The sequence below is a fragment of the Bradyrhizobium sp. Rc3b genome (assembly GCF_900114915.1).
In the GTDB taxonomy this organism is placed as follows: Bacteria; Pseudomonadota; Alphaproteobacteria; order Rhizobiales; family Xanthobacteraceae; genus Bradyrhizobium.
Genome location: NZ_FOUS01000044.1, coordinates 1 through 7475 on the forward strand (window position 1 = coordinate 1; position 7475 = coordinate 7475).

The following is a 7475-nucleotide window of genomic DNA, read 5'->3' on the forward strand; positions in this document are numbered from 1 at the left end:
GTAAGCGGCAAGCTGCGGCCGTCAGGCGGCGTGGTTCCATGGCATAAGCGCGTCGATTTCGCTGCTCGGCCAGCCGTTGGCGATACGCTGCAGCGTTAGGCTGAGCCAGGCGAACGGATCGACGTTGTTCATTTTCGCCGTCTGCAGCAGTGTTGCGATGGTCGCCCAGGTTCGTCCGCCGCCGTCGCTGCCCGCGAAGAGGCTATTCTTTCTTGTAATTGTCTGTGGTCTGATGGCGCGCTCGACGATGTTGGAGTCGAGCTCAATGCGGCCGTCGGTGAGGAAGCGTTCGAAGAGGGGGCGGCGCGAGACGGCGTAGCGGATTGCCTCGGCCAGTTTTGATTTGCCGGAGATCCGCCGCAAGGTTTGCTGCCAGAGATCGAAGAGATCTGCGACGACCGCTGCGGAGGCTTGTTGGCGCGCGGCAACGCGTGCGTCGGGGCTTTGGCCACGCACGGTCTTCTCGACTTGCCAGAGCTTTGCCATCCGTTCGACCGTCGTCGTTGCCACTTTCGAGCTTCCTGCAACATGCAGCTCGTAGAACTTGCGCCTGCTGTGTGACCAGCAGCCGGCCAACGTGATGCCATCATTGCCGCGATCGGGTCGCGCCAACTTGTTATAGGCGGCGTATCCATCAACCTGCAGGATGCCGCGATAACCATTGAGATGCCGGGCCGCGCATTCGCCGGCGCGGCTATCTTCGAAGCGATACGCCACCATCGGCGGAACGCTGCGGCCAAAGGTTCGGTCATCTCGGGCATAGGCCCATAAGTAGGCCGTCTTCGTCGATCCGGAGCCGGGAGCGAGGGTCGGCAAGGTGGTTTCGTCGGCAAAGATCCGATCCGCCTTCTTGACCTCGCTGAAGATGTAGTCGGCCACGATCTCAAGCTCGAAGCCGAGCTTGCCCATCCATTGCGCCATCAGCTGGCGGTCAAGTTCGACTTGGTCGCGCGCGTAGATGGCTTCCTGCCGGTAGAGCGGCTGGCCATCGGCGTACTTGGAGACGGCGATCTGGGCCAGAAGGGCTTCGGTCGGAATGCCACCCTCGATGATGTGGGCTGGGGCCGGCGCCTGGATCACGCCGTCCTCGTTCTTGAAGGCATACTTGGGACGGCGCGTGACGATGACGCGGAACTTGGCGGGCTCTACATCCAGACGCTCTGACACGTCCTCGCCGATCAGCACCTTCTGCTTGCCGGCATGCTCAGCCAACGCTTCCGGCTCAATGACAATCTCGATCCGTTCCAGATGGGACGCAAAGCCCTTGCGCCGACGAGGTGCGCGTTTGCCATCCGCACGCTCGCGGCCCCTGTTGACCTGTGCCCTGATCGCAGCAATGCCGGTCTCGATCTCCTCGAAGGCAAAGGCCTGCTGTTCGTCATCGATGCTCGCAGAGCCGAGCTTCTCCGATCGTCGGCCGAACCGGGCGCGGTCAAAGGCCTTCAGGATCTGCGTCAGCCGCGCGATGCGCGCGTCGGCATCGGCGTTGCGGGCCTTGAGATCGTCGACCTCGCTCTCCAGAGCATCGACACGGGCCGCCTTCTCGGCCATGGCAAGCACCATGGCCTTCAGCATCTCTACGTCATTTGGGAGGTCAAGATCGGGCGGCGTCATTGACGCGACCAGAGCACATTTTGCTCCGGTTCTCTCGTCCTTTCAGGCGGTTGATTCACTTCGCCGCAGCGCTTTTACCCAACAATCTCCGGCGGCCTGACCGGCACAGCCCGGACCCGCTTCCAATCCATCCCATCCACCAGTGCCATCAACTGCGCGGAGGTGAGCTGCACCCGATGATGCCCGATCCGCGGCCAGCAGAACTTCGCCTTTTCAAGCCGTTTCAAATAGAGGCACACGCCGGAGCCATCCCACCATACGATCTTGATTCTGTCGGCTCTTTTGGCCCGGAACACATAAAGCGCCCCGTCGAACGGATCTGAGCCGGCATCGCGCACAAGCGCAACAAGGCCATCGATGCCCTTGCGGAAGTCGACCGGATGGCTGGCGAGGAACACCTTCACACCAGAGGGAATCATGCCGATCGGACCGCCCGGATCACCCGCTGTAAGTGGGCCTCGTCGATATCCCCGCCGGCGCGCACGACCACCTCGCCAATGTAAATCTCGATCACTGACATGCACGCCACCGCGGCTTCGCGACTCGAAGGCCGCGAGGGGTAAGTTCGTTCGGCCCGAGCATCGCGACGCCAGGCGAAGAGCTGCGACGGGTGAATGCCGATGCGATGGGCGATCCCCGACACACTCGCGCCGGGCTCCAGCGCCTCTGCCACGACTTGTGCCTTGAACTCATCCGACCAGCGTCGGCGAAGTTGTCGCGGGGCCCCCTCAAGTCGCTCGGCGACCGCTTCGATCATATGGAAGGTTCTAGTTTCAGAACTAGGTGCAGACATAGAAGCTCACATCGGCTCACAGACTCCGCAGCCGATAGCCGATCGCTCACCACTCCGCCAGATGGGATCTCTTTGCCGCTTACGCTGTCACCGAAGTCATAGAAATAATGGATCGTCTTCGCGCCGATTTCCTGAACGATATTGAAGAGCCGCCGCGTCACCTCCGGTTTCACATCCTTGAGAGGTCACCTTGATCCGGACCGAGGTCGTGTTCAGGCCCATGCCGCTAGCCTCGGATCATGTGCATGCATCCTGTAGATCGACGCTCACGCCGTCCAAGGCAGCCAGGAGATGCTGTCCATTATTGGAAACCACCTTGACAGCGCTTTCGATACGTCAGGCGCTGAGTTCAGCATTGAAGATTGAGCGGTGGACGCCATTTCTTAGTAGCGCTTTCGATAATCGCAGGGTTGATTGCCTCAAAGCAGTTTGGAAAGGCCGGCGGGGACCTGACAACGCTCTTGCCGATGTTTCTGCTGATACCCTTCGGCGGTATCCTTCTCGTCTTCGGACATGCACTGGGATACATGCGTCTCGAAATATCTGCATAATCGTCGCGATATCGGTCGGAGCAATCTTGGTGGTGGAACCGATTCTCACGCTTTCTGCTGTTTCGAGACGGGCTAACGGTAGTTCGCCGATATCGGATTGGCGCTCGGTGGGCTTGGCACGCTCACTGCGCTATTTTTATGAGCGTATTCTAAGTGCGCTTAACTGGGCAGCATCCTCGGCGAGGTCCTATACTGAAAAGGACTTGCGCAGCGTAAGTTCTGCTCACTCGAACGCGAGAAGAAGAGGTCGAGTTGACAGACGTTCCACATCGAGCCAGATCTACGCATAGTTGGATCCGAAACTCTTTGGTCGAACAATAGCATCTCCTCCCGGTTAATAAGAGCTTTGCTGCTGCCGAAAACCTGACAATCGACCCTGCGGTTCGCCATGCTCGACGGCTTTCGGTATTCGGGAATGACTTTGGCAAGGCTATTTCTGGCAGCGCACATTTCCATACTGGTCACGGCGAGGCAGCGGAATGCGGACCGGCGCTACAATCGACTATCCCGCACCTTATGGGTCATCCCCTATTGCTGCCTCAGCACCACAACAGCTTCCATGAAATTGAACTAGGACGGCGGGGTGGTGCATTCGGAGAGCATCCTTCGTCAGCCAACCGTCAGCCAGGTGGCCTATCCAGGGACGCTGCGCATTGTTGACCGTATGGGAGATGGAACATGACGGGCATTGGCCGACCTGGCGAACCGCACGTTTGGGCTGCGGGAGCCGACACCACGTCGGTATCGAGCAGTGCGCACTCGGAGCCAAAGTGTGTCCCTGCGGAAGGCGACCGAGTTTTCAACTCCGTCGTGGAGCGGATGCGCTCTGAAGATAGCATGGCGACGCTCGCGAGCCTGCCCTCAGGTTCGGGTGTGGCAGTCCCCATTTCCTCAAGCGGTGAGGGGATCAACGCAGCGAAACAAAATATGGACGGCCTGCTTGAGGAACTTGATGCTTGCCACAGTGCTGCCATGGGCGCTCAGAGCTCGTCTGAGGCGCAAGAGCTGATCGATCAGGTTGTCAAAGCTGGCGCAGCAGTTCTGGACTATTACGCGAGCCTGTCTCCAGATGTGGCGCGCAGCATTCTGTCCGAAGAGCAGGCTTGCCGAATTCGTGACCGGACTCTGGATGCGGGGAACGAATGCAACGCGCTGGCCGCACCGACCATCTACGCCTTGGAGAAGAGTAGGGAGAATGCGGGAAAGATACTCGAGCGGATGCGCCAATCCAATGCTCCGCCCGACCAGCTGATTCGAGCGGCTTCCGGTGTGGCGAAACACTATCTGGCCTGCACGGAATGGTGGGAAAAGAAGGCATTGCGCTCTGAACGGATGCAGTCCGTCTGCGCAGCCACTGCCAGCTTGCCAAGCGCAACGGCCGAAATGCGACAGGCCGAACAGGCGACACTACGGCTGCATACCGGCTGGGCACTGAATACGAGGTGCGTGCATCTGCAATCGCAAGTCCTTCTCGCGCGGGTCATGATTGAGTCGCACGCGAGCACGCTCGACCCGGCCGTCAGGCAAATCCTCTTGGGTGAGAACGGTCGGGCACGTCTACTCGGAATCTTCATGGGCGATGTTGTTCCGGCATTCCTCTCAACGGGCGACGCTGTTCTGAACAGCAAAGGACAAGCCCTCGACGCAGAGCACTGCGCCGTTCTGGAAGGGGTCATGGAGCGGCTATCGGAATTTGCGTCGGCGCTGCCCAACATGGTTGCCGAGCTAAGGAATAAGGGAGCAAGTCCCGAGCTTCCGTTGGATCTGTTGGATCAGATCGTGGAAGAAGCGTGGGTCACGGCCCATGAGGTCATGCGCCTGCTAGCAGTGCAGCCGAAGACACCAGCCATCATTGCACCGCCAACGGAGGCTGGCCTTGCGTTACCGGCCGACGCTGCCGGCAACGACCCGGCGGCCGAAGGCAGTCCAGCGCGAAGGAAAGGGAAGGGCAAGCGCAGGCAGGCCGGAGGTGCGGGGAGTTCGGCAGCCGGGCAGCCCGAGCCGCAGCTCGCTAGGCCCGACGCCGTTACGACGCCAACCACCAAGGTTATTGTGCTCTCGGATCTGGGCACGAAGAAACTCGCGAGCCCGGAGGAGGCGCATACGAGGATGTCATCCTCCGCGAGGGAACACTTGGCAATATGGCAAGCCCCGCCATCGAAGGAGACACTGACGCGCCTGCTCGCGCGATTAGACGAACTCTTGCAATTCGATCTGCGCAGTGAGCAAAGAGCCGTTTCGCGAGCGCGCCACATGAAGCCCGAAGATGCCGAGCACGTCGTGGACACCGTGGTTGAGCGGCTGCAGGGCCAATCCGCGGAGATTGAGGCCTGTGTAACCGCGCTGGACGAACCTCGCCGACGTGGCCTACTCACGCCTATCCAAGTGCCCGAAGTGCAAAAAAAAATAGTTCGCCTCAAGGCGATGTTGTCGGAGGTTAAGGGGCAGGCACGTACTGCGACGGCGCAAAAGGCTTCGATCGAGATCGATTGCATGAAGACCTATGCGTTTCCCTCGCAGAAGTACCTCGAACGGTTGCAGGCGGCCGAGGAGTTGGCTCCCTTGGAGTCACCGCGCGCGCTGAAGGGTGAGCCCGGAACGCTGTTCGAGCTCAAGCTGCAGCCTACGCCACTGCGCAATGGTGCGGTGAATCCGATGTGGGTGCACATCCATACGAAGCGGCCGGTCTATGCGTGGCAGTTAACGACATTGATTGACGCCGAATTCGCCGCTTGCCACGTGAAATCCAACGAACAGCGCGGCTACAATCGCCTCTGGCAGAACGCTCGAGCTGCAACGGGTCACGAAGACGTCGTGATCCACCGCGGCAAGCTCACGCCTGCGTTCTGCAAGTCCTTGTTAGGTTCCGCTTTTACCGGCTATCCAGGGTATCCTTTGGCCGGAACGGGGCGCGGGGCACGCAGGTGACTCGATACGAGACTAGTTAAGCGACTCGATAGAGTGCCGCTTGTGGTACGGCATTGGTCTTTCGCATCCGGACCCAGTGGCCGAATGAACCGCACTTTGGCCTCCAAGCTCCAACTCCTGAGTTAAGAAGCCGGATTGAGCTGTGTTGGAGAGGCGACCGTTCGCCATTAGCAACTCGCGGAAGACGCCCAAGGGTTCTCTGGGCCGGGCGAGGATGCGGCTGGAAGTTGTGGCCGACGGCTGAGAGGACGACATTGGCGGCGTCGCCGGCGCAGCCTTAGAGGTAGCCGCGCCCGAGGTGGCCTTCGGCCTTTATGTGCCCGATGATGGGCTCGATGGCAGAGCGACGGCGCAGCTCGCGCTTGATGACACCGAAGACCCTGCGCTTCTGGCCGGAGCTGAAGACGCGACGGGGATTCTGCGCATCGTGGCCGCGGTACCCCTTGTCGACATAGGCCCGCTCGATCGGACAGCCGGTGAGCGTCTCGGTGCGCTCGATGACGTCCCGCAGGGTGTGCCATCATACGGATTGTCGGGCATTTCGCTCGCGTGCTGCACGAACAGTCCGCCGGGAGCGCGGCGATTGTTGGTGACGACGGAGGCCTTCACGTCGAACTCGTAGGGCACGGCGGCCTTGACTTTGCCGATGCACTCCACCTCCGGAGCATGGAAGGAATAAAGCTTCCAGCCGCGCTGGCGCTGCTGCTGCGAACGAATGTGCGCGGCCCAGCCGAGTTGAAGGGCGAAGGGCTCCTCCAGTGCCGGCCGGCCCTCGAGCTTGCGGCGGATGTCGCGAATGATTGGGCCGAGCCTGCTACACAGGGTACGCAACTGTCCCTGATGCCGCCTGAACTGTTTGGCGCGAGCGTAGCGGGAAGCCATCATCGCGGCGGCCTTGGCCGCGCGAGCATAGGATTGGCAGACCTGACCCCGTGCCTTCTCGCCAGGTGATTGAGGCCCTTGATGGCCGCATGCAGGAGCTCGGCATCGGTCGGAATGGTGATGGCCTTCGACTGCACTGTGGTATCTACCGTGACCCGCTTGAGGTCCTGGCTGCGCAACGTGCCGGTCTCGTGCGCAGGGTCAAGCGGCCGAAATGGATGCTCGCTGACAAAGCCTATAGCGCCGAATTGCGTGAAGAACTCGATGAGCGCGCAACCAAGCCGGTTATTCCAAACCCCAGCAATCGCAATCAACCCTACTGCTTCTCAAAGCGTTCTAGCCTGCTCCGGGCTCCTCTGTGTTTGGCCGAGGCAAATATTTGGGCGATGTAGCCACGCGATTTCAAAAAATTCTCTGTCGCCGCACAGACTGAGGCGTTGTCGTCAACGACGAAAATCAAAGGCGTGGACAAGACGAGCCCTCCTGAAGCGGGAATAGCGGCTGCAAGCATTAGCCACCTTCGGCTAAAGATCGGCTCGACTGATGAAATTGTAAAATCATACTTGTGTTTGTTCAGGACGATTTGCGCCAATTCCCAACGTCTCAGTCATTCTGATCAAGTCGGCCAGCGACCGTGCACGCATCTTCTTCATTACGTGTCCCCGGTAGATCTTGACCGTAATCTCGGCGAGCCCAAGCTCGGCGGC

Annotated in this window: 6 protein-coding genes and 1 pseudogene; 2 read left to right on the forward strand and 5 right to left on the reverse strand. The window is 60.2% G+C overall.

Going from position 1 to position 7475, the window contains the following annotated elements; all coding sequences use genetic code 11:
• Window positions 1–21: 21 nt before the first annotated feature.
• The 3 genes from tnpC to BM190_RS39275 form a co-directional block, all read right to left on the reverse strand.
• Window positions 22–1614: an IS66 family transposase gene (gene tnpC, locus BM190_RS39265; protein WP_092262360.1), complete on the reverse strand. Its 1593-nt coding sequence runs from the start codon at window positions 1612–1614 to the stop codon at window positions 22–24.
• A gap of 74 nt (window positions 1615–1688) precedes the next feature.
• A complete protein-coding gene (gene tnpB, locus BM190_RS39270; protein WP_244550872.1) occupies window positions 1689–2018 on the reverse strand; it encodes an IS66 family insertion sequence element accessory protein TnpB in 330 nt (109 codons plus the stop codon).
• A gap of 11 nt (window positions 2019–2029) precedes the next feature.
• Entirely contained in the window at window positions 2030–2371 is a 342-nt protein-coding gene (locus BM190_RS39275) for a transposase (RefSeq protein ID WP_244550873.1), read from the reverse strand.
• Window positions 2372–3636: 1265 nt separating this feature from the next.
• Between BM190_RS39275 and BM190_RS39285 the strand changes: the two genes are divergently transcribed.
• Window positions 3637–5886, forward strand: a complete 2250-nt coding sequence (locus tag BM190_RS39285; RefSeq protein WP_092263399.1) for a T3SS effector XopP-like protein — start codon at window positions 3637–3639, stop codon at window positions 5884–5886.
• 122 nt (window positions 5887–6008) lie between these two features.
• Here the strand turns inward: BM190_RS39285 and BM190_RS39290 are convergent.
• Window positions 6009–6965: pseudogene (locus tag BM190_RS39290) on the reverse strand (IS5 family transposase); the annotation flags it as partial.
• Between BM190_RS39290 and BM190_RS40915 the strand changes: the two are divergent.
• On the forward strand, window positions 6858–7160 hold the full coding sequence (locus tag BM190_RS40915; protein ID WP_177237556.1) for a hypothetical protein: 303 nt from the start codon (window positions 6858–6860) through the stop codon (window positions 7158–7160). The pseudogene BM190_RS39290 and the gene BM190_RS40915 sit on opposite strands and share 108 nt — an antisense overlap.
• 165 nt (window positions 7161–7325) lie before the next feature.
• Here the strand turns inward: BM190_RS40915 and BM190_RS39300 are convergent.
• A partial coding sequence (locus BM190_RS39300) for a LuxR C-terminal-related transcriptional regulator (protein ID WP_244550915.1) occupies window positions 7326–7475 on the reverse strand: 150 nt, incomplete at its 5' end.

Excerpts from the sequence above, each read along its gene's own strand:
- tnpC (WP_092262360.1), bottom strand. The coding sequence starts at position 1,614 with ATGACGCCGCCCGATCTTGACCTCCCAAATGACGTAGAGATGCTGAAG.
- BM190_RS39275 (WP_244550873.1), bottom strand. The coding sequence starts at position 2,371 with ATGATCGAAGCGGTCGCCGAGCGACTTGAGGGGGCCCCGCGACAACTT.
- BM190_RS39285 (WP_092263399.1), top strand. The coding sequence starts at position 3,637 with ATGACGGGCATTGGCCGACCTGGCGAACCGCACGTTTGGGCTGCGGGA.
- BM190_RS40915 (WP_177237556.1), top strand. The coding sequence starts at position 6,858 with ATGCAGGAGCTCGGCATCGGTCGGAATGGTGATGGCCTTCGACTGCAC.